This is a genomic window from Bacteroides propionicigenes (assembly GCF_018390535.1).
In the GTDB taxonomy this organism is placed as follows: domain Bacteria; phylum Bacteroidota; class Bacteroidia; order Bacteroidales; family Bacteroidaceae; genus Bacteroides; species Bacteroides propionicigenes.
The window spans coordinates 40348-61697 of the sequence record NZ_JAHBBW010000018.1 but is presented as its reverse complement, the minus strand read 5'-3'; the positions used below and the strand labels follow the sequence as shown (position 1 = coordinate 61697).

Below are 21350 nucleotides of genomic sequence, written 5' to 3'. Positions count from 1 at the left end.
AAATTAATAATAATATATAAAGATTAAAATATATGTCAATTTTTAAAGACAAAGTCCTCCTTATAACTGGTGGTACAGGCTCTTTCGGTAATGCTGTTCTACGTCGTTTTCTCGATTCCGATATAAAGGAAATCCGTATTTTCAGTCGCGATGAGAAAAAGCAGGATGACATGCGTCATCACCTGCAGAATCCGAAAGTAAAGTTCTATATCGGTAATGTGCGTGACCGCCAGAGTGTGGACGGTGCGATGATGGGAGTGGACTATGTGTTCAGTGCGGCAGCATTGAAGCAAGTACCGAGTTGTGAATTTTTTCCGTTGCAGGCTGTACAGACCAATGTTGTCGGTACGGACAATGTGCTGGAATCCGCCATAGCCCACGGGGTCAAGAATGTGGTGGTGCTTTCCACTGACAAGGCGGCTTATCCCATCAATGCGATGGGTATCAGTAAGGCTATGATGGAAAAGGTTGCAATAGCCAAGGGGCGTGCTTTGGGCGATGGCGCACAAACCACTATCTGCTGTACCCGTTATGGGAATGTCATGGCAAGCCGTGGTTCTGTTATTCCTCTTTGGGTAGAACAGATAAAAAACGGCAGGTCCATTACGATAACGGATCCTAATATGACCCGTTTTATGATGACTTTGGATGATGCCGTGGATTTGGTTATTTATGCGTTTGAGCACGGGCATAACGGTGACCTGTTCGTTCAGAAAGCTCCTGCAGCTACTTTGGATGTCCTTGCCCGAGCCTTGAAGGAAACATATGCACAGATAAATCCTGCCTATGGCAGAACGGAAGTGAAAACCATAGGTACCCGTCATGGTGAAAAACTGTATGAGACTTTGGTTACGCGTGAAGAAATGGCAAAGGCCATTGACATGGGTGACTATTATCGCATTCCTTGCGATACCCGGGATTTGAATTATGACAAATTCTTTACGGAGGGCAACGAAAACATTGCCCGGATAGAAGACTACCATTCTCACAATACCGCCCGTCTGGATGTGGAAGGCATGAAGAAACTGTTATTGAAGTTGCGCTTCATTCGCGAGGACCTTGGACTGGAGGAAAAAGCGAAGAGTTCGGAAATCAAAAGTGAATAAATAACTTTCCCAATTTTTATTATGAATATTCTAGTAACCGGCGCCAAAGGGTTTGTCGGCCGAAATCTTGTATCCCAACTGCATAATATCGGTAGTGGGAAGGCAAAGGAACATGCGCTATCCGGGAAATCTCTGACCGTTTTTGAGTATGACCTTGATAGCGACCTTTCCGACCTTGATTCTTATTGCAGGCAGGCTGATTTTGTCTTTAATCTGGCAGGTGTGAACCGTCCTAAAGACCGTACGGAATTTATGGAAGGTAACTTTGGTTTCGCTTCCACACTGCTGAGTGCATTGAAGAAACATAACAATACTTGTCCGGTCATGATTTCTTCCTCTGTACAGGCGGCTTTGGACAATCCATATGGCGAGTCCAAACGTGCCGGGGAACAGTTGCTGTTTGATTACGGCCGGGAGACCGGGGCAAAAGTTTTAGTATACCGTTTTCCGAATGTATTCGGTAAGTGGTGTCGTCCCAACTATAACAGTGCTGTGGCTACCTTCTGTTATAACATAGCCCGTGATTTGCCCATTCTGGTGAACGACCCTGATGTGGTAATGAATCTGGTGTATGTGGATGATGTGGTTGATGAATTGGTTGCGGCATTGAACGGGGAGGAACACCGTACAGGAGATTATTGCGAAGTGCCGGTGATGCATACCATCACTCTTGGCGGCATTGTGGAGCTTATAACCGGTTTTAAGGATATGCACACCGATTTGAGCGTACCTGATTTGGGAGATGCATTTACAAAAAAACTTTATTCCACTTATTTGTCATATCTGCCGGAAGAGAAGTTTATCTATCCCTTGAAGATGAATGTGGACGAACGCGGGAGTTTTACTGAAATCATCCGCACGTCTGACAGGGGGCAGTTTTCTGTGAATATCTCCAAGCCCGGTATCACCAAAGGTCAACACTGGCACCATACCAAGAACGAGAAATTTGTAGTGGTGAGCGGTCACGGTCTGATTCAACTCCGTAAGATAGGCAGTGAAGAAATCATAGAGTTTGAGGTCAGCGGTGACAGGATGGAAGCCGTGGAGATGATTCCAGGCTATACGCATAACATCATTAACCTGAGCGAGAGGGAGAATTTGGTGACCGTCATGTGGTGCAATGAATGTTTTGATTCCCGTAAGCCCGATACGTATTTTGAAAAAGTTTAAACAATGGAAGTGAAAACAGATTATTCTAATATCAAGTTTCGGGAAAACGGACGCCTGAAACTTTTGATTATTGTGGGTACCCGTCCCGAGATCATCCGTCTGGCTGCGGTCATCAATAAATGCCGGAAGTATTTTGACTGTCTTTTGGCCCATACGGGTCAGAACTATGACTATAATTTGAACGGCATTTTCTTCCGTGACCTTCAGTTACAGGAGCCTGATGTGTACATGGATGCTGTGGGCGATGACTTGGGGGCTACGATGGGCAATATCATCAATGCGGGTTATAAGCTGATGGTACATACGCAGCCGGATGCTGTGCTGGTGTTGGGCGATACCAATTCCTGTCTCAGCGTAATAGGTGCCAAGCGGCTTCATATTCCGATTTTTCATATGGAGGCAGGCAACCGATGCTTCGATGAATGCCTGCCGGAAGAAACGAACCGTCGTATTGTGGATATAATTTCCGATGTGAACCTCTGTTATTCTGAACATGCAAGGAGATACCTGAACGCTTCGGGGGTGGCAAAGGAACGTACTTATGTAACAGGCTCTCCGATGGCTGAGGTGTTACATGAAAACTTGGCGGCAATCGAATCTTCGGATATCCATCATCGGTTGGGACTTCAAAAAGGCAGATATATTCTCCTGTCTGCCCATAGGGAGGAGAATATTGATACGGAAAAGAATTTTCTTTCGTTGTTTAATGCCGTTAACGCCATGGCAGGGAAGTATGACATGCCTGTTCTCTACAGTTGTCATCCCCGCAGCCGGAAGCGGCTGGATGCAAGCGGCTTTGAACTTGACAGCCGTGTGGTGCAGCACGAACCTCTGGGTTTCCATGATTATAACTGTTTGCAGATGAACGCGTATGCTGTGGTGAGTGATAGCGGTACCCTTCCTGAGGAAAGCTCTTTCTTTACTTCTGTGGGGCATTCTTTCCCGGCGGTATGTATCCGTACTAGTACAGAGCGTCCCGAGGCTTTGGATAAGGGTGTCTTTGTTTTGGCGGGTATTGATGAGAGATCGCTGTTACAGGCTGTGGATACTGCCGTTGAAATGAATGCTGGCGGAGATTATGGTATTCCGGTTCCGACTTACTGTGATGAGAATGTATCAACTAAGGTGGTGAAACTGATACAGAGTTATACAGGGGTGGTGAATAAGATGATTTGGAGAAAATATTGATTCGATTAGGATGAATATTTTATTTTTGACATTGGGCTATATTTCTGATATTTCAGAACGGGGCATTTACACAGACTTGATGCGCGAATTTATTCGTAACGGACATTCTTTGTATATTGCAGTCCCTGCCGAAAGACGCCTTCATCAACCGACTGCATTGGAAAAAAACTGTGGTGCTGAGATATTGAAAGTTAAAACTCTGAATATTCAAAAGACAAATCTGATAGAGAAAGGTGTCGGAACATTGTTGTTGGAGTATCAATATCAACGGGCGATACACAAATATTGGAAAGATGTAAAATTTGATTTGATATTATATTCCACTCCTCCGATTACTTTCAATAAAGTAATAACTTCTTTGAAAACACGGTGTGGAGCGAAAACCTATCTGCTATTGAAAGATATATTTCCTCAGAATGCAGTTGACTTGGGTATGTTTTCTAAGAAAAGCTTGTTTTACAAACTGTTTCGTAGAAAAGAGGAACAATTATATCAGTTGTCAGATTATATAGGTTGTATGTCTCCTGCAAATGTGGATTATGTATTGAAGCACAATCCTTCGGTAAATGCGGACAAGGTGGAAATTTGTCCTAATAGTATAGAATTGAAAGGTGATAATGAGTGTCGGATAAATAGAAAAGCATTGCTTGATAAATTAAATATTCCCTCGGATAAACTTTTGTTTATCTATGGTGGTAATTTAGGGCGTCCGCAAGGAATCGGTTTTCTGATGGATGTAATTGCCGCTAATGAGACAAGGACTGATACTTATTTTGTCATAGTGGGTAATGGTACTGAGTATGACCGGATAAAACAGTTTTTTGAAATCAATTCTCCTCGCAATTCTTGTTTGATATCTTCTCTTCCCAAAAAGAAATATGACGACTTAGTGAAAGTGTGCGATGTGGGTTTGATATTTTTAGACAGACGTTTTACAATTCCTAATTATCCTTCCCGTTTGCTTTCTTACCTTGAACACAAGATGCCGGTATTGTTTGCAACAGATTTGAATACGGATATTGGACGCATAGCAGAAGTCAACGGTTATGGGATGTGTACTGAAAGCGGAAACTTGAATGAATTTAGGAGGATGGTTGATAAATTGGCATCGGATAAGAATTTGATGAAAATTATGGGTAAGAAAGGTTATTCTTATTTGTGTGCTAACTATACGGTACAAAATAGTTACCGGATAATAATGAAACATTTTGAGTAGTTATGTATTCTCATTTTCTGAAACGCATATTGGATTTCCTAATTGTATTCTGTGTGTTGGCAATCATTTGGCCGATACTGTTACTTTTAATCATTTGGTTGTATTTTGCTAATAAGGGAGCAGGAGTTTTCTTTATGCAGCAACGTCCGGGGAAAAAAGGTAAGATATTTAAAGTTATCAAGTTTAAAACGATGACTGATGAATGTGATGTGAACGGTGATTTATTACCGGACGAGAAACGTTTGACAAATGTAGGTAAGTTTCTCCGTTCTACTTCTATGGATGAATTACCGCAATTAATAAACGTACTGAAAGGCGATATGGCTTTAATAGGTCCTCGCCCTTTGCTTCCCCAATATCTTCCTTTGTATGATAAAGAACAAGCGCGTAGGCATGAAGTTCGTCCGGGTATTACAGGCTGGGCACAGGTGAACGGGCGTAATGCTATTAGTTGGACAAAAAAGTTTGAATTGGATGTTTGGTATGTTGACCATTGCTCATTCCTACTTGATTTGAAAATCATCCTTTTAACGATAAAGAAAGTGTTTGTAAGGGAGGGTATCAGCTCTGAGACTTCGGCAACAATGGAATATTTTACCGGTAACAATTGAGTGAATGAAAAATATATTGATTACTTCCGCAGGAAAACGTGTTGTACTTGTAGAGTTATTTAAAAAAGCCTTAACGGCTTGTAATATTGATGCTATGGTATATACTACAGATATGAATCCGTTTTTAGCACCAGCCGGAATCATATCTGATAAATGTTTTAAAGTTCCTAGAGTGACAGAACCGGAATATGTAGATACTCTATTGTCAATCTGTATTGATAATCATATTGGAATGGTGATACCGACTATTGATACAGAGTTGCTTGTCTTATCTGAAAATAAAGATAAATTTAGTGATAGACATATCTCTGTTATCGTCTCTGATATATCTTTTATTCAACTTTGCAGGGATAAACGCAATACCGGAGACTTTCTGCAGAAATTGGGTATTCGTGTTCCTAAACCAATTGATAAGTTTCATCCAATTTTTCCATTATTTGCGAAACCTTATGATGGTTCGTTATCTAAAGACCTATTTGTGGTGAGGAGTCCCGATGAGCTAACCCCGGAGATAATGCATCATCCTAAATTGATATTCATGGAGTATATTGATAAGATTGAATACAAAGAATTTACAGTGGATATGTATTATGGTCGGGACCATTATGTCAAGTCTATTGTTCCTAGAGAAAGAATTGAAATACGTGCAGGAGAAATCAACAAAGGATATACTAGAAAGAACTTTTTGGTCACTTATTTAAGGGAGAGGATGAATTATTTGCCGGGAGTTATCGGATGTATTTGTATTCAACTGTTTTATAGAGAAAGTGATAATGATGTGGTTGGTATTGAAATCAATCCTCGGTTTGGCGGTGGATATCCATTATCCTATTATGCCAAAGCTGATTATCCTCAATATTTAATTCAAGAATATTTCTTGGATAAAGAGATTCGATATTTTGATAAATGGTTAGATAATACTTTGATGTTACGCTACGATTCAGAGGTTATTGTTTATGAGAAAGAGAGTAGTCGTATTTGATTTGGATGATACTCTTTATAAGGAGATTGATTTTTTAAAATCTGCTTATATGGAGATTGCCTCGTGGATTGGAGAATCATATGGGAAAATAGGTGTGTATGAGTATATGCTCTCTTGTTATGGGCAAAAACAAAATGTATTTCTCTGTGTAAATGACAAATATGAATTAGAAATTCCATTGGAAATATATTTAAAGACATACCGGGAACATTTTCCAACAATATTTTTTTCAGATAATGTTGAGAGCACTTTAAAGCGAATGTATGAAGCAAATATTATCCTAGGAATTATAACAGATGGCAGGAGTGTTACTCAGTCTAATAAAATAAAGGCATTGAAACTTGACAAATATATATCTTGGGAAAACTGTATCATATCAGAAAATTTCGGTTATTCTAAACCTTCCACAGAGGCTTTCTTTTTTTTCATGAATAAATATGGGGATGCAGATTATTATTATATAGGCGATAATGTTCTGAAAGATTTTATAGCCCCCAATCAGCTGGGGTGGACAACAATATGTTTGTTGGATGACGGACAGAATATTCATAAGCAGTTGTCTGTTTCTGATAAGATGAAGTCTCAATATGAGATTGCTAATTTTCATAGTTTGGAAAACCTTATCTTGTAGAGTTTTCTTAATAACTGCCTGATTAAATACAGTTTTTTAGTTGCTATAGTTTTATAAATCACATATATTCTATGAACAAACGAATTTATCTTTGCCTGGCTCACATGAGCGGCAAGGAGCAGGACTTCATACGCGAAGCTTTCGATACGAACTGGGTGGTTCCACTCGGTCCGAACGTAAACGGCTTTGAACAGGATTTGGAGTTTTTTGTAGGTGGGAATAAGCACGTGGTGGCTTTGTCCTCCGGTACGGCTGCAGTACACTTGTCACTTTTGGCATGCGGTGTAGGTGCCGGTGACGAGGTGATGGTACAGAGCTTTACATTCTGCGCTTCATCCCATCCTGTGACTTATCTGGGTGCTACTCCTGTATTTGTAGACTCTGAGGAGGATACATGGAATATGGACCCACACCTGCTTGATATGGCCATCGCGGACCGTATTGCCAAGACAGGTAAGAAGCCGAAAGCTATTGTTCCGGTTTATCTGTACGGTATGCCTGCCCGATTGGATGAAATTATGGCTGTTGCCGCCAAGTATGATATTCCTGTTATAGAGGATGCTGCCGAAGGCTTTGGCAGCCGGTATAAGGGCCGGATTTGCGGTACATTTGGTAAATATGGCGTACTGTCTTTCAATGGTAACAAGATGATTACCACTTCCGGTGGGGGCGCATTGATCTGCCCTGATGCTGAGTCCAAGCAAGAAATCATGTTCTATGCCACGCAGGCACGTGAGGCATATCCCTATTATCAGCACGAGCGTATCGGCTATAACTATCGTATGAGTAATATCTGTGCGGGTATCGGCCGTGGTCAGATGACTGTGGCTGATGCCCATATAAAGCATCATAAGATGATTTGCTCGCTTTATCAGGATTTGCTGAAGGATGTGCGGGGGATTATGCTGCATACGAATCCCTCCGCGGATTATGACAGTAATTATTGGTTGAATACGGTATTGCTAGCTGAAGACCTGCATGTGGCAGGTGAGGAACGTGCTTATGATGAGAAGGTGCAGGGTGCTGTCGGTGGCGCTGCGGGTGTGACGCATGAGGCTTCTTCGACACATACGGGTTGTGAGCCTAATCTCAATGTGGAAGCCATGCGTGTGTGGCTTGATATGGCGGGTATTGAGAGCCGTCCGCTTTGGAAGCCTATGCATAAACAGCCTGTGTATAAGGATAATCCTGCCTATACAAATGGTGTTAGTGAACGCTTGTTCAAGCAAGGCTTATGTTTGCCAAGTGGACCGATGGTGACTGAAGATGATGTACGGTATATTGTGTCGAAGATGAAAGAGGGAATAGTTGGCTGAATGTAATAGTGTATTTATGAAAGATAGCCGAAATCGTTCTTGAGGGATGATTCCGGCTATTTTTGTATGCAGAAGCATGTAGAATGGCTATAATCTCAGGTTGCTAATCATTGAGTTTGTATTTACAATACAAACTTAACCGCTGCCCAACGGTTCTTTTCCTGATGATGCACAAATCGTAGTCCGTTACGTTCAGCTTCCGCTTGTATCACGGGAATGTCATCTACATAAAAGCCACTCATATATAGTTGTGAGCCGGGACGCATACAACGTACATATTGCTTCATGTCGTTCAGTAAGATATTGCGGTTGATATTGGCGATGACTACATCAAAAGGTCCTTTGCCTTCCAGTGTGGAGGCATCTCCCTGAAAAACGGAAATAAGATCTACATCATTTAATTCTATATTCTCAAGTGAATTGCGTACACACCATTCGTCTATGTCTATAGCGGTGCAGGGAGCAGCGCCACGCATACGCGCCAATATGGCAAGAATGGATGTTCCACAACCCATATCGAGTAAGGACTTGCCTTGCAGGTCGTTGTCCAACAGCTCGCCGATGATGAGGCTGGTGGTTTCGTGGTGTCCTGTGCCGAATGCCATTTGAGGGTTGATGACGATGTCATATTCAGCCTGCGGGACATCATGATGAAATGTACTGTGGATGACACAACGGTCGCCAATGATGATGGGCTGGAAGAAATTCTTTTCCCATTCCTCGTTCCAGTCTTTGTCTTCGGCTTCCTGATAAGTATATTTCACTTGCGTATCGGGCAGGGGAAAATCGGCGAGGGCTTCTTTGAGAGAATCCTCATTGTATAAATCCTTTTGGATGTATGCGGCGATACCGTCGGCCTGCTCTACAAAACTTTCGAAACCTACTTCGCCTAATACCGCTGATAAAACGTCGTTGGTCGTTTCGGTGCAGGGAGTGGTATGGAATATAAATTCTAAATATTTCATCGTATATTTGTTTTGAGTACAAAGATAAGATGCATTTAGGGAAATCCCTATAAATCTTTGGGGAAAATCTTCTGTACAGGGCAAATCCCGGCATTATCTTTGTGACGTGAGAAAGTATAGAATTGTAAACCCATAAACCAAACGAATATGAAAAAGATTGTTTTTTTATCGCTTTTTGCATTGTGTCTTCCGTGGACACTCTCCGCTCAAAGTGTAAATGACGACCTTTACTACGTGCCTTCAAAGAAGAAAGAGGAGAAGGCGGAGAAGAAAAAAACTCCGGCAACAGATGCTGTTGTAGTAAAGACGAATGCGCCGACTACGGTTTATGCGTCGCCGGGCAATACGACTATTGTAGTGAAAGACCGTAAAGGAAATATCCGTGATGTGGATGAGTACAACCGTCGATATGACTCCAAGGACTATGAGTTTTCGCAAGAGAATGATACGCTCTATGTGGACGAAAAAGAATATGATGGTCTGGACGGGGAATGGGTGAATGGCTTTGACGGTTCGGAAGATGATTATGAATATGCCACGCGCATTATCCGCTTCCGCAATCCTCGCTATGCCATCAGCATCAGCAGCCCGCTTTATTGGGATGTGGTCTATGGCTTGAACTCATGGGATTGGAACGTATATACGGATGGATTGTACGCTTATGCATTCCCTACATTTTCCAACCGCTTATGGTGGGATTGGCGTTATAATTCTTATGGATGGGGCGGCTATCCTTATTATGGTTGGGGTTGGAACAGTTGGTATGGTCCGAGTTGGGGCTTTGGCTGGAGTGTAGGTTGGGGCGGCTGGTATGGCGGCTGGTGGGGACATCACCATCATTATCATCCCGGATATTATCCCGGTGGCGGACATTGGGGTGGAGGATATTGGCCTCGCAACACGTACACTTATCGCCGTTCTTCGGGAACAAGCAGTTATAGGAGTCCCTCTTCTTCGGTTCGCAGGTCAGGTTCAAGTGTTACCCGTGGCGGTTCAACTTCTTCAGTTCGTTCTTCGGGAACTTCATCTTATAGAAGAAGCGGACAAAACGGTACAACAACCAGACGTGTAGTGGGTACGCGTTCATCGGGAACTCGTAGTGGGGTAACTACCCGTACGGATGCTTCTTCTACAAGACGCAGCACGTATACCCGTCCAAGCAGTACGCGTGTAGGTTCGTCTACCTCAACAAACGGATCGCGCAGAAGCAGTAGTGTAAATGCTACAGGCGCAAGACGCTCAACTACAGGAAGCTCCTCCACATATAATCGTGGAAGTTCTACATCGCCAACTCGCAGTTATTCCACCGAAAGCGGTAGCCGCCGTTCTTATACGCCTGTACAAGGTAATTCTTCTACCCGTAGTTATTCTTCGGGTGGCAGTAGCAGTTCACGCAGCTATTCCAGCGGTGGTGGCGGTGGTTCTACCCGTTCGTCCGGCGGTGGCGGCGGTTCCTCAAGAAGAAGGTAGGTATAGTATTAAATAGAAAAAGATTAGTAGGATATGAAGAAAATAATAACTTTAGCTACATTGGGGCTGCTGGCGGCAGCAGTTCCAATGAGTGCACAGACTGTGTACGATGCTGCCAAGATAACAAATAAAGATTTAAACGGTACGGCACGCTTTGTAGGTATGGGCGGTGCTATGGGAGCGCTGGGCGGTGATATTTCTACCATCGGCACGAATCCGGCAGGTATAGGTATTTATCGCAGTAATGATGCGATGGTGTCGTTCGGCTTGTCTGCATATGGTACGGAGAGTAACTATATGGGATATAAGATGAATTCTGATAAAACGAGGGCTTCATTTGATAATGTAGGTTTTGTACTCTCTTCAAAGATAGGTAATGCTACGGCTCTGCGTTATGTGAATTTCGGTTTTAATTACCATAAGGCAAAATCTTTTTATAAGAATATGTCAATGAGCGGTAATTTGGGAGATTATACGCAGACGGATTATATGGCTGCGCAGGCCGGAGGTATAAAGGATTGGTCGGGTGATATCTATACCGATCCTGAAGTGGGGTGGTTGTCTGCATTGGGATATGACAGTTATCTGATAACCGATCTTATCGCACACGACGGTCAGGGCAGTGTTCCTTCCGGCTATGTTCCTTATATAGTAAATGGCACTCAAGTGAAGAATCTGGATGGTAATTTGGTGTATCGCACTCCCGAAGAATATGGAGGTATGTTTTGGGGAGGAAATGGTAATTTCAGGTCGGAAGAGCGTGGAGGCATCGATCAGTATGATTTCAACATTTCATTCAATATCAACGACCGGGTATATTTGGGAATGACTATAGGAGCCTATGCCATAGATTATAGTAAATATACTTTTTATGATGAGGATTACGGAAATGGCCAGGGGTATAACTTGCAGAGTTGGAATAAGATACATGGGTCCGGATTTGATGTGAAATTTGGAGCCATTGTACGTCCTTTTGAGTATTCTCCTTTGAGAATCGGCTTGGCTATCCATACGCCTACTTACTATAATCTGGACTATAAGACAAATGCCCGCTTGGAGTCGGATGTGCTGAATGATTTGGATATAACCAATGAATCGGGCATTGGGAGCGGTGTAATCGGTCAATACAATGTAGATACTTACGACATTATGAAAGGGGACATGGTACGCCAGTTCCGGCTTCAGACGCCATGGACTTATAATGTGAGTTTAGGATATACTATCGGTACTGCCTTGGCATTGGGTGCAGAGTATGAATATCAGGACTACTCTTCTATGAAGTTTAAAGATCAGGAAGGTTACTCTGAAACTTTTGAATATGAAAACAGTACTACTCCTATGATGAAGGGGGTGAGCACCATTCGCTTGGGAGCGGAATATAAGGTGATACCTCAGTTTGCTTTGCGTGCAGGATATAATTATACGTCTGCTATCTTTAATAATGATGCCTATAAAGATTTGCCTTATAATTCTATCCAGACCGATACGGACTTTGCCAATACGAAAGCATTGAGCAATTATACGTTAGGTATCGGTTATCGCGGTTCCATGTTCTATGCGGATTTGGCTTATAAGTTCTCTTCTTACAAGGAGGATTTCCATCCGTTCATTAATGCTTATATGGATGGAGACCAGTTAGTGATTGGTTCTCCCGAAGCTACGAAAGTTAAGAATACCCGTAGCCAAGTGTTGCTGACACTGGGGTTACGCTTCTAATTCTCTTTCGGGGAATAAAAAAGGGCTTGCAAAAATCAGCAAGCCCTTTTTTAATGTCTATATCTTGTTTCAGGATTACTTCTTGAAGTAACGGTTGTACAAACCTTCGAAACCTTTACCATGACGAGCTTCGTCTTTAGCCATTTCGTGAACTGTATCATGGATAGCATCCAAGTTCAATGCTTTTGCACGAGTAGCGATGCGTTTCTTGTCTTCGCAAGCACCTGATTCAGCGTTCATTCTCTTTTCGAGGTTAGTTTTGGTATCCCATACGCAGTCACCCAGCAATTCTGCAAACTTAGAAGCGTGTTCTGCTTCTTCCCATGCATAACGCTTGAAAGCTTCAGCTACTTCAGGATAACCTTCACGGTCTGCCTGGCGGCTCATTGCAAGATACATACCTACTTCTGTACATTCACCCATAAAGTGATTGTTCAGGTCTTTAATCATTTCGTCGTCACATCCTTTAGCTACGCCGATAACGTGTTCATCAGCAAAAACCAACGGACCACCTGCCTGTGCTTCTTCTACTTCAACGAACTTGCTTGCAGGAGCTTTACACAAAGGACATTTCTCAGGAGCTGCGTCTCCTTCATATACGTAACCGCAGACAGTACATCTAAATTTTTTCATTTTACTTCAGATTTTAATTGTTGAATTAGTTATTCGTTATTTTAGTTAAATGTTCATTTTCTAAACAGTCTTTACAAATACCCTTATAATAGTAGTGGATTTCTTGTACTTCGTGTCCGTTCATATCCATATCTTCTACTTGCTTGATGTTGGCCTTGCATTCCAAATCATATATTCTTCCGCAACGTTTGCATAAGAAATGGGCGTGAGGAGTAGTATCCGCATCATAGCAGGTGTTCCGCTCATCTATTGTCAATATCTGTGCAGCACCCTGTTCACTGAATAACTTCAGAGTGTTGTAAACAGTTGTTTTGGACAATGTGGGAATGGAAGGAGAAAGCGCAGTATAGATTTCATCCACTGTGGGATGTGTCCTATGCTCCACCAAATAGTTCATAATGGCTATGCGCTGTACTGACGGTTTAATATTATGATTTTGCAATCGCTTTATTACATCCATATCATCTGTAATTCAAACTTGTAACAATTACATTTTTAATTCTCTTGCAAAGATAGATACTTCTTTGATTTATCCAAAAGATTTTCGGTTTTTTTTTTATATCGTTTATTAAAGACGTATTTTTGTACCCTAATTTAATCAGATTCTTATGAATTACGGATATGTCAAAGTAGCGGCGGCTGTACCCCGTGTTAAGGTAGCGGATTGCAAGTTCAATGCCGGACAAATTGAAAAAGAGATAATCATTGCCGACGGAAAAGGCGTGCAGATTATAGCCTTTCCTGAGTTGTGCATCACAGGATATACATGCGGAGACCTTTTTGCCCAACAGCTTCTGCTTGAAGAGGCTGAGATGGGGCTTATACAGATTCTGAACAATACGCGCCAGATGGATATTATATCTATTCTTGGTATGCCCGTACCTCTGAACGGCGTCTTGCTGAATACTGCGGTGGTCATACAGAAAGGTAAAATATTGGGTGTCGTTCCTAAAACATATCTTCCCAATTATAAGGAGTTTTACGAGAAGCGTTGGTTTACTTCCGCTTGCGAAGTATCGGATACGACTGCCCGTTTATGCGGCCAGGTAGTACCTATGGGGCGGAACTTGCTTTTTGAGACTGCGGATACAACTTTCGGCATCGAAATTTGTGAAGATTTATGGGCTCCCATTCCGCCGAGTTCTTCTTTGGCACTGCAGGGGGCGGAAATTCTATTCAATCTCTCGGCAGACAATGAAGGGATAGGTAAGCACGCTTATCTGCGTTCGCTTATCAGCCAACAGTCTGCCCGTTGCATTGCGGGATATGTGTTCAGTTCTTGCGGCTTTGGTGAGTCTACTACAGATGTAGTTTTTGCCGGTAACGGATTGATTTATGAGAATGGTACGTTGTTGGCAGGCAGTGAGCGTTTCTCTTTTGAAGAGCAAGTGGTAATTAGTGAGATTGATGTGGAGCATATACGTACGGAACGCCGGGTGAATACGACATTTGCGGCTTGCCGCGCTAATTGTGCACCGGAAGCGCCTGTGCGTATTTCTACGGAATATGTCAATTCCAAGGACTTGAACCTGACACGTACTTTTGATCCCCATCCGTTTGTGCCTCAAGGAACTGTCCTTGATGAGCGTTGTGAGGAAATATTCTCCATACAGGTGTCCGGATTAGCGCAGCGCTTGGTGCATACCAACGCCAAGAGTGCAGTGGTGGGCATATCCGGCGGACTGGACTCTACGCTGGCATTATTGGTTTGTGTGAAAACCTTTGATAAGCTGGGGCGGGATCGTAAGGGCATTATCGGAGTGACTATGCCCGGATTCGGTACTACCGACCGCACACATACCAATGCTGTCGACTTGATGGCATCATTGGGGGTGACAATGCGTGAAGTTAGCATAAAGGATGCCTGTATACAGCACTTTAAGGATATAGACCATGATATAAATGTACACGATGTAGTATACGAGAATTCGCAGGCACGTGAGCGTACGCAGATATTAATGGATATTGCCAACCAGACTTGGGGAATGGTGATTGGTACGGGTGACCTTTCGGAGCTTGCTTTGGGGTGGGCTACGTATAACGGTGACCATATGTCTATGTACGGTGTAAACGGAAGTATTCCTAAAACTTTGGTGAAGCATTTGGTAAAGTGGGTTGCGGAGAATGATATGGATGAAACGTCGCGGGCTACCTTGCTGGATATCGTAGATACTCCTATCAGCCCGGAACTTATACCGGCAGACGAAAATGGAAACATCATGCAGATAACAGAAGACCTTGTAGGTCCGTATGAGCTGCACGACTTTTTCCTGTATTATTTCCTTCGCTGCGGTTTCCGCCCTTCTAAGATTTTCTTCCTTGCCGCACGTACTTTCAAAGATGTTTATGATGAGGAAACCATAAAGAAGTGGTTGCAGATTTTCTGCCGTCGTTTCTTTAATCAGCAGTTCAAGCGTTCTTGCCTGCCGGACGGTCCTAAAGTGGGAAGTATCTCCATCAGCCCGCGCGGAGATTGGAGAATGCCGAGTGATGCCTCTTCGGAGATGTGGCTAAGGGAAGTGGAATAGTACTTTTTATATATCCTTTTGTACTCTTTCCCATTCTTGAATTTTTCCAACCAAGTATTCAGGCTGTCCAAGAGCTCAGGAGACTGCTTGCTTACGCCCCATGAGTAGAATTGGGTAAAGCTGATAGCGGTACTTATATCTATTTGTGGCAGGCTGTCGGCAGCGGTGCGGGCAATGCTTTCATCACATACGGCATAATCAATGTCTCCATGTGCTACGAGCGCAATAAGCTGCTCGGAGCCATATTTCTCTATTTCATTAATATATATGGTATCACCGATTTCATTTCCTAAATTGCGGATGCGCAGAATGGAGGGGGAACCTTTTACTACATTCACGGTTTTTCCCGCTAAATCGAGTTGGCTTTTGATGAACAGGGAATCATCGGGAGAATCCGTTTTGCGCTGAACCAGTACTTGCCTGTTCAAGATAATAGGAGAGGTAAGCAGCAAGGAATCTTTGAGTTCACTGGTTACTAAAATGCCGTAGGCTATTACATCATACTTGCCTTCTGCCAAGCCCTCCAAACGTTCGTTAAAGCTCATTTCGGGAGTGATGGCGACCTTCAAGCCGTGATCGCGGGCAAAAGCTTCTATCAGTTCATAATGGAAGCCGGACAACGTATCTCCGTCTACGTAAAAACTAATGGAATTGTATTCTGTAGCCGCACGTAGCGTGCCGTCTGCTATAATATCAGCATAATCGCGAGGATGCCCTTTGCGGATTTCCCTCTTGGGCAATATGAATGTGGCGACGAGCGCAGCTATTGCTCCTAAGATGATATACTTCAATACTTTGGTCTTTTTCATATGGAGGACGGGATTAGTCGTAGAAGTTCCATGAAATGCCTATCTTGAACAAACGCGGGTTGATAGGATAATGCGGTACAAGGAAATAATTGCCTTGTCCCATTCCTGCATTGACGTGGTACATCATAGCAAAAATACGGGTTCGTTTCAAGTGCAGGTTAGCATATACGTTCACAATCGGATAACCGCCGATTTCCACTTGGTCATCAGATGCCTGAAGATGGAATTGCTGGATAGCGGGGGTATAAGCGGGCGCATTATATTTAGTGAAATAGCGTACATCGGCTCCAATTTGTACGGTCAGTACTTTCTTGGCTATTTTGGCAAGCAGATACAGGTTGTGGTATAGTGAGAGTTGCGGCAGGGGCAATACGGTTTCGTTGCTCGACTTCTGCCAAGTCACCTCGTTGTCCAGATGCAGGATGCCTAAACGGAAATCTTGTTTCAAGGTAGCGGAAAGCACTTGTATATTACCGCTTTCTTGTGCAGGCATTGCGCTCTGATTGAAATAAGTATAATTCTTGATATTCTCTACACCGGCACGCAGGTTTGTTTTCCATCGATTGATGTTCAGTTCGCCTTCCACGCGCGTACGGAACTCCTTATCCATATTGTCATGATCCCAGTAGTAATGATTGGAATGGTAATGACGCATATAGAAAGAGGGCAGTGTATTGCTCACGTAACCTCTTGCGTAGAAATTTACGGTGTCTTTCCAAAGACGGAAATTCAAATCCAAATCTGCATTAACACGGAACTGTCCGAGCGCTTTGTCCATGATACCGACTTCACCGTTTACGTTATAGTGCAATGTCTTTCCCTGACGTTTGGCTATTTCACCGCCAACGAAAATTTCTTGTTCGTCAAAGTTGGTGCGCGACAAGGTATCCATTAACTCATAACGGCTGAATTTGTGCGATATGTAGGCTGTCAATCCGGCTTTCGCATATTTATTGAAGCCTTCGAGCAGGGCAATTCCGAACACATTCTTTACACTGAAAGCTGTTGTAGAATCCCGGCTACCGACTTCATTGAAGTAGGTGTTGGGGTATTGTCCTTCCGTCTCTTGCGCAGATGTGAATTGGTGGCGCGTACGCTCTACTTTTATGGTATGGATGAAGCTGGTGACAGGAACAAATTCTTCTGTTATGATTGTGTCTTTGGGCATAGGCACACTGTCACTGTCTGCCGTTATCCGGGGAGATTTTGCATCTTCTATGGCGGTTGTCTCTCGTGTAAATCCCAGCCGGTAACGCTGTGTGGCATATACGTAAAAATCTTTGTTGCGGTTGGCTGTCTGTTCCAATTTTACGGGGATGGTGGTGGACTCGTATTCCTTTTTCCCTTCCGACATATCTTCCGGACGAGTAATGTAACGGTCGTCCTGAATACCGCCGTTTTCGTTCATCTTCATGATAAAATTGTTGTACACGGCCTGCATCTGATATTTGTTGCCGATATAACTGGCGAACACACCGGCGTTGAAATGCGAGGTGGACTGGTTTTGGTAATATCCCCGTCCGTACAGATAGTCTATGTTGAAACCAAATGCCAGTCGTTTGTTGGCATTGACTGAGAAGTAAGATTTGAAACGCTCCTCACCGTTGACTTTATTTCCCGCCTTATAGTATGTCAGATTAGTGAAAGGAATATTGCTGTTAGTAAACTTCACCTCATCGGGGCGGACAAAGAAACTGGAAAAGGGCTGCATGAAGATTGTCGGTTCTGCATCCCTGCGTTCGAAAAAGAGACGTGACATACGGGGGGAACCCAGATTGCCCAAATAGTTATAGTGTCCGTACATACCTTCCACGAGGTTAGTGTTCTGGAAGTTGAGGTTAGCGGTATCGGCGGGGATGATGGTGCGGTTACCCAATGTTTCACTCAGACGCCACATATAAAGTTTTGGGGGGAGACTTTGGATTTCCGTATTGGTACTGTCTTCCAGATTATCCGGAAGCGTGTTGGGGTCTACTTGGTTACCGAACCGGTCGCGGCCCGTTGTAGGATCCATACGGTTGAAAGGGGTCTGTGCCACAGCACCCAAGATACCTATAATAGACAGATATATATATGTCAGTACGATTCGTCTCATAATTAGGCGCAAAGATACAATAAAAAATTATTCGCTTACGGAATTCAGCCTTTTTTGCTTCTTTTTTACATTCTGTGTCCGTACCTGTTCTCTATTCTTTGGGTGATAAAACTGGAATTGGAAGAATGTTTTTTTGTAAATGAAGTGTCGTATGTTTCGAGTTTCTTATATTTGCGCAGAATAATATAAACTACCTTATGCGTATTAACTTATTATAATTAATTGTTAGTTTCATGATAAAATCCATTCGTAATATGAGAACACTGTTTATCCTTTTGGGAGTATTTGCTGTCAGTCCTTTTTTGTATGCCCAAGATGCAGAATTAGAAAAATATCAGGTGAAACTTATCAATGCCGGGAAGTTGAATAACAAAGACAGTATTGCTGCTGTTTACAGTGAGTTGAGCGAATACTATTCGAATCGTTCGGTGGATAGTTGCCGTTATTATGCAGAAAAAGGGTTGGAAGTTCTGCAGACCAAAAAATCCCCATTATACGTGTCACTGCTATGCAATTTAGGTGATGCTTATTTTTCTTCGGGAAATCTGGATAAAGCGTTTCATTATTTTTCGATGGCTCGTGGTGAGGAGGCTTGTCAGAATGATACAGCTCTTTGGGCAACGGTCAGTGCCAATCTTGGAGTAGTCTACCGTCAGAAAGAAAAACTGGACTCCGCGCTTATTTATTATAACGAGGCTTTGGACTTGCTTGAAGGACGTGAGTACTATTCCGAGCAGGCGCAGGTTTTGTGCGGTATTGCTCTTCTGTATGCCAATCAAAGTCGCTTGGATGAGGGAATCGCTTATGGCAAACGTGCTGTTGAAGCGGCGGCAAAAAGCCAAGATTTGGATATGATATTATATGCCAACTACTCCTGTGGCAGTATTTATTTTCTGCAAAGACGTCATGACGAAGGAATAGGTATGTTGCGTGCCGTAGTGACAGAAGGCATCCGGCAGAAGAAGCCTAGATATATGCTGAAAGCCTATACGGTGATGCTTGAAATGTTTAAGGTATTGGGTAATCGTGATTCAGTGGATGTATATATGAAAAAAGCGGAAGCCGTCATACCGCAATTACCTGCAGAGTCGACAGAAGTGTTCGGCTTTTTGGAAGAACAGTTCCTTATTTATATGGATCAGGGCAGGTATCGCGAGAGCCTGAACATCCAGAAGAAACTGCTGAAGTATCGTGGATCCGGATTGCATCTGCCTATAGATAAGCTGTATTTGATGATGGCGCGTAACTATCGCGACCTGCAGGAACCCGGGAACTCCATGTATTATTATGATATGGCTTATCGGGTGTGTGACAGCCTGCATTCGGAGCATATCAGCAAGGAATTGTCCGACTTGACCGTGAAATATGACACAAGGGAAAAAGAACTTGAAATAGCCCGTTTGAATCAAGCTCAGCTGGAACAGAAAGCGCAGACCATGCGTTGGATTATGGCAACCGTTGTCGTGGTTTTCATATTGATACTCTTTTTTCTTTATTATGTTTTCCGCCGTAAACGTATTAAGAAAGAGGAAGAATTGAAACTTGCCCAAAGCTATATAGACGGCTTGGAGCGTGAACGTACGCGCCTTGCCAAAGATTTGCACGACGGTGTATGTAACGATCTGCTTGGCATTGGCATGAATATGCAATGTATGCAGCCCACAGACGAGTCGAAACAAGAAATCCTGGTTTTGCTAGAACAGGTACGTAGCGATGTACGCTGTATCTCCCACGAATTGATGCCGCCTAAATTCCGGTTTGCCACTCTTGCCGAGACGATAGAGGATTATGTAGAACGGCTTGTCCTGCCTGCATCCGTACAACTCGCATTCAGTAAAGAAAATGAAGAAACACAGTGGAGCCAAGTACCCGAAGAAGTGTCTTATGAAGTGTATCGTATTATGCAGGAATTATTGTCCAATATTCTGAAGCATTCCGAGGCTACGGAGATAGATATGATCCTCACATTGAAACGGAAGATACTGACTCTGCAAATCTCAAATAATGGTAAAAACTATTGCGATAGTGAGGCGCGGGAAAAGGGTATCGGGCTTACTACCATCCAAGAACGCGCTAAGACCGTAGGCGGTTTGTTTACTGTAAATATTCAGGACGGGAGCCAAAAGTTCAGGCTTGAAATACCATTGTCCATTTAATAGAAAACCGCTACACCGGAGAGTAAAATCACTATTTTTGATGATGCCGCATATTAATAAATGCTATTTCTTTGCAACATAATTTAGAACACAAAGATAGGTTGATGAAAGAAAGAGATATACGCATTTTGTTGGTAGATGACCATGATTTGGTGCTTCAAGGTTTGAAGAGGATAGTAGAATGTTCGTTACCGGAAATAAAAAACGTATGTACTGCATCGTCGGGACAAGAGGCTTTGCAGCTTATCACATCTCAACGTTTCAATCTTTTTGTGTTGGATATGGAGTTGCCCGACATGTCAGGAATGGACATCATTGTGCGGATACGGGAGAAAGACCCGCAAGCACGTATCATTGTGAATACCATGCACGAGGAAATTTGGTTTATTAAAAACTTGATACAGTGCTCGGTAGACGGTATTCTGTTTAAATCCATTGATTCTACAAAAATAGCCGAAGCCATTCGTCGTGTGCTGGATGGCGAAACGTACTATTGCCCTTATGCCGAGCATGTGCGAGCACAGATGAAGCGTTCGGACGAAGGGCGGCGTGAAGAGCTGACTTTGCGTGAACTTGATGTGCTGAAACGCATCTCCGAGGGTAAGAATACGCAGGAAATAGCCCAAGAACTCTGTGTCTCTACTAATACGGTTGACACGCATCGCCGCCATCTGATGGATAAACTGGATGCCCGAAACGTGGCGGACCTGATTATGACGGCTATCTCCAAAGGAATTATCCCTATCCGTAAATGTTGA

Annotated in this window: 17 protein-coding genes and 1 pseudogene; 13 read left to right on the top strand and 5 right to left on the bottom strand. The window is 43.1% G+C overall.

Annotated features, from left to right (window positions below):
- Nucleotides 1-32 precede the first annotated feature (32 nt).
- The 8 genes from KG118_RS16515 to KG118_RS16480 all read left to right on the top strand — a co-directional run bounded on the left by KG118_RS16515 (nt 33) and on the right by KG118_RS16480 (nt 8220).
- Nucleotides 33-1106, top strand: a complete 1074-nt coding sequence (locus KG118_RS16515) for a polysaccharide biosynthesis protein (RefSeq protein WP_117713182.1) — start codon at nt 33-35, stop codon at nt 1104-1106.
- 21 nt (nt 1107-1127) lie between these two features.
- Nucleotides 1128-2276 (top strand): capsular polysaccharide biosynthesis protein CapF, encoded by a 1149-nt coding sequence (locus KG118_RS16510; protein WP_213388576.1) that lies wholly within the window; start codon nt 1128-1130, stop codon nt 2274-2276.
- A gap of 3 nt (nt 2277-2279) precedes the next feature.
- Nucleotides 2280-3464, top strand: a complete 1185-nt coding sequence (gene wecB / locus KG118_RS16505; RefSeq protein WP_117713180.1) for a non-hydrolyzing UDP-N-acetylglucosamine 2-epimerase — start codon at nt 2280-2282, stop codon at nt 3462-3464.
- A gap of 10 nt (nt 3465-3474) precedes the next feature.
- Nucleotides 3475-4680: a glycosyltransferase family 4 protein gene (locus KG118_RS16500; protein WP_117713179.1), complete on the top strand. Its 1206-nt coding sequence runs from the start codon at nt 3475-3477 to the stop codon at nt 4678-4680.
- Nucleotides 4681-4682: 2 nt separating this feature from the next.
- Nucleotides 4683-5291: a sugar transferase gene (locus tag KG118_RS16495; protein ID WP_117713178.1), complete on the top strand. Its 609-nt coding sequence runs from the start codon at nt 4683-4685 to the stop codon at nt 5289-5291.
- Between the two features lie 4 nt (nt 5292-5295).
- On the top strand, nt 5296-6273 hold the full coding sequence (locus tag KG118_RS16490; protein ID WP_117713177.1) for an ATP-grasp domain-containing protein: 978 nt from the start codon (nt 5296-5298) through the stop codon (nt 6271-6273).
- Nucleotides 6248-6904: an HAD family hydrolase gene (locus tag KG118_RS16485; protein WP_117713176.1), complete on the top strand. Its 657-nt coding sequence runs from the start codon at nt 6248-6250 to the stop codon at nt 6902-6904. Before KG118_RS16490 ends, KG118_RS16485 begins: the two co-directional genes overlap by 26 nt.
- Nucleotides 6905-6975: 71 nt before the next feature.
- On the top strand, nt 6976-8220 hold the full coding sequence (locus KG118_RS16480) for a DegT/DnrJ/EryC1/StrS family aminotransferase (RefSeq protein WP_117713175.1): 1245 nt from the start codon (nt 6976-6978) through the stop codon (nt 8218-8220).
- 122 nt (nt 8221-8342) lie between these two features.
- Here KG118_RS16480 and prmA read toward each other — a convergent pair whose 3' ends face one another.
- The gene (gene prmA, locus KG118_RS16475) at nt 8343-9185 is read right to left on the bottom strand and encodes a 50S ribosomal protein L11 methyltransferase (RefSeq protein ID WP_117713174.1); all 843 of its coding nucleotides are present in this window, start codon (nt 9183-9185) and stop codon (nt 8343-8345) included.
- A 147-nt stretch (nt 9186-9332) separates the two neighbouring features.
- Between prmA and KG118_RS16470 the strand changes: the two genes are divergently transcribed.
- Nucleotides 9333-10655, top strand: a complete 1323-nt coding sequence (locus KG118_RS16470) for a hypothetical protein (protein ID WP_117713173.1) — start codon at nt 9333-9335, stop codon at nt 10653-10655.
- A 33-nt stretch (nt 10656-10688) separates the two neighbouring features.
- Nucleotides 10689-12371, top strand: coding sequence for an outer membrane protein transport protein (locus tag KG118_RS16465; RefSeq protein ID WP_213388574.1), 1683 nt, complete (start codon nt 10689-10691; stop codon nt 12369-12371).
- Between the two features lie 75 nt (nt 12372-12446).
- Here the strand turns inward: KG118_RS16465 and KG118_RS16460 are convergent, their stop codons facing one another.
- Nucleotides 12447-13004, bottom strand: a complete 558-nt coding sequence (locus KG118_RS16460; protein ID WP_004289806.1) for an NADH peroxidase — start codon at nt 13002-13004, stop codon at nt 12447-12449.
- Between the two features lie 25 nt (nt 13005-13029).
- A complete protein-coding gene (locus KG118_RS16455) occupies nt 13030-13464 on the bottom strand; it encodes a Fur family transcriptional regulator (RefSeq protein WP_117713171.1) in 435 nt (144 codons plus the stop codon).
- A 148-nt stretch (nt 13465-13612) separates the two neighbouring features.
- Between KG118_RS16455 and KG118_RS16450 the strand changes: the two genes are divergently transcribed.
- Nucleotides 13613-15532: an NAD(+) synthase gene (locus KG118_RS16450; protein ID WP_117713170.1), complete on the top strand. Its 1920-nt coding sequence runs from the start codon at nt 13613-13615 to the stop codon at nt 15530-15532.
- Here the strand turns inward: KG118_RS16450 and KG118_RS16445 are convergent.
- Both KG118_RS16445 and KG118_RS16440 read right to left on the bottom strand, forming a co-directional pair.
- Nucleotides 15529-16341: pseudogene (locus KG118_RS16445) on the bottom strand (transporter substrate-binding domain-containing protein); the annotation flags it as partial. The gene KG118_RS16450 and the pseudogene KG118_RS16445 overlap by 4 nt on opposite strands.
- 13 nt (nt 16342-16354) lie before the next feature.
- Nucleotides 16355-18436 (bottom strand): putative porin, encoded by a 2082-nt coding sequence (locus tag KG118_RS16440; RefSeq protein WP_117713169.1) that lies wholly within the window; start codon nt 18434-18436, stop codon nt 16355-16357.
- Between the two features lie 254 nt (nt 18437-18690).
- Here KG118_RS16440 and KG118_RS16435 point away from each other — a divergent pair, with 254 nt between their 5' ends.
- The gene (locus KG118_RS16435) at nt 18691-20592 is read left to right on the top strand and encodes a tetratricopeptide repeat-containing sensor histidine kinase (protein WP_117713168.1); all 1902 of its coding nucleotides are present in this window, start codon (nt 18691-18693) and stop codon (nt 20590-20592) included.
- A 104-nt stretch (nt 20593-20696) separates the two neighbouring features.
- The gene (locus KG118_RS16430; RefSeq protein ID WP_117713167.1) at nt 20697-21350 is read left to right on the top strand and encodes a response regulator; all 654 of its coding nucleotides are present in this window, start codon (nt 20697-20699) and stop codon (nt 21348-21350) included.